This window comes from Acetobacter sp. AN02 (assembly GCF_029759835.1).
GTDB lineage: Bacteria > Pseudomonadota > Alphaproteobacteria > Acetobacterales > Acetobacteraceae > Acetobacter.
Genome location: NZ_JAJJND010000167.1, coordinates 1 through 1,933 on the forward strand (window position 1 = coordinate 1; position 1,933 = coordinate 1,933).

2 protein-coding genes are annotated in these 1,933 nt (G+C 54.4%); both read right to left on the bottom strand.

From position 1 onward, the window contains the following. Nucleotides 1-100: 100 nt before the first annotated feature. Nucleotides 101-862, bottom strand: a complete 762-nt coding sequence (locus tag LOC54_RS12125) for an SDR family NAD(P)-dependent oxidoreductase (RefSeq protein ID WP_279314035.1) — start codon at nt 860-862, stop codon at nt 101-103. A 99-nt stretch (nt 863-961) separates the two neighbouring features. Beyond that, nucleotides 962-1,786: an IS5 family transposase gene (locus LOC54_RS12130; protein WP_279314036.1), complete on the bottom strand. Its 825-nt coding sequence runs from the start codon at nt 1,784-1,786 to the stop codon at nt 962-964. Between the last annotated feature and the right edge of the window lie 147 nt (nt 1,787-1,933).

Consider the following 1,933-nt stretch of genomic DNA (forward strand, 5'->3'; position numbering starts at 1 on the left):
GACATCAGACGGATACGGTTTGCGTGCAGTATTCATCCATCCGTTCTGAAACACTCACGCACGAAAGTACATAACACCATCTAGGTGCTGAGGGTGGGGGTTACTTCGCCGTGTAACCGCCATCAGGAGCCACGATCTGACCGATCATGAAACCGGCGCCCGGGCTGCAAAGCCATAGGACGGCAGAAGCGATCTCTTCGCCCTTTGCCATCCGGCCCAGCGGAATGTCGTCGATCACCGCCTGCATGCTTTCGGGATGGCTCTTCATTGCTGCGGCAACCATGGGGGTGTCGGTGGTCCCGGGACAAATAGCGTTGATGCGGATACCCTTACGGGCATATTCAAGGGCCGCCGCCTTGGTAAGGCCGATCACGGCATGCTTGGATGCCGTATAGGCTCCCAGGCCCGCGATTCCGGCCAACCCGCTTTGCGACGAACAGTTCACTATCGCGCCACCTCCATAATCGCGCATGTGTCGAAGCTGATGCTTCATGCACAGCCATACACCTTTGAGATTTACCGAGATCGCCAGATCGAAATCCTTGGCGAGTGCGTCCGCTGTTTCGACGCTCGGGACATGCAATCCAGCATTGTTATAAGCGAAATCGAGACCACCAAGCTCGGCGACCGTCTTAGAGACAGCCCCTTCGACCGAAGCCTCGTCGGTCACATCGCAGGCGATTCCGATTGCGCGGTGTCCCGCTTCAGTCAGATCCTTGGCTGCCGCGAAAGCCGCTTCCTCGTTCAGGTCAGTGATGGCCACTGCTGCGCCGGCCTCAGCAAATGCCTTGGCCGTAACGAACCCAATACCGCTTGCGGCACCGGAAACGAAAGCAACCTTGTTCTTGAAATCATCAGTCATTTCATATCCTCATGCTGCGCCGATACGGACACATTAAATTTGAGTGGTTAAGAAATCTGCTGTGAGTATGATTATCAGGCTCAGAGTCTTTTTGGAAATTCACGGATGAGCGTTTCTACGAAGCATGAGGCTTCCCATAGTGATGTGGATCATGGCCTCTGCCACGTCGATCCGTTTTTCATAATCCCTCACCAGTCTGCGCCAGCGGCTCATCCAGCCGAAGGTGCGTTCAACAACCCGTCGACGAGGGAGAACCTCAAACCCTTTTGCTGTATCTGAGCGTCTGATGATCTCGACCGTGAAGTCGAGAAAAGCGGCTTTATCCATGAGCTTAAGGCGGTCATAAGCTCCGTCTGCGAAGAGATGCTTCACCCACGGCCAGCGTTTGCGGATAGCATTCAGGATCATCTGTCCTTCTGCGCTATCTGAAATATCGGCTGGCGTCAGTCTGACCATAAGCAGTCGGCCATCTGTATCAACCGCGATATGGCGCTTACGACCAACGATATTCTTCCCGGCGTCATAACCGCGTATCTTTGCATGAGGAGCCTTGATGCTCTGGCTGTCGATAACACCACCGGATGGACTGGCTTCCCGACCCGCGGCTTCACGATCCAGCATCAGGCAGACATCATGGATCGTTCTGAACAAAAAACAACGCATCAGCCTGCGAAACCACCAGTAAATGGTCTGCCACGGACCAAAGTGAACCGGCAGCATCTCCCGACCACAGCCCGAGCGGACAAGATAGCGTAGCGCATTGATCATCTCACGAAAATCGGTCATCCGTTTCCGGCCACGCCGGTTTGCAGGCAGCATCAGGGGCTCAATGCGCTCCCATTCTTCATCAGTCAGGTCAGACGGATAACGCTTCGTCCTGCGGGGGATAGCGGCCATCCGGCCTCTCTGTTCTGGCGTCCACATCCAGAACCTGAATCACACATCAGACCCCATGAAAACCACTTACAATGAATTTCCAAAAAGGCTCTTACGGCGTGTCGTCAGTTAAGCAGTATGATGATTGAAGCGAACTGCACGGCTGCGAGGAAAGTAGATTTGAGTTTGTCGTAG

Bases quoted from the DNA above. Each gene is read 5' to 3' on its own strand.
- LOC54_RS12130 (WP_279314036.1), bottom strand. From the start codon at position 1,786: ATGTGGACGCCAGAACAGAGAGGCCGGATGGCCGCTATCCCCCGCAGG.
- LOC54_RS12125 (WP_279314035.1), bottom strand. From the start codon at position 862: ATGACTGATGATTTCAAGAACAAGGTTGCTTTCGTTTCCGGTGCCGCA.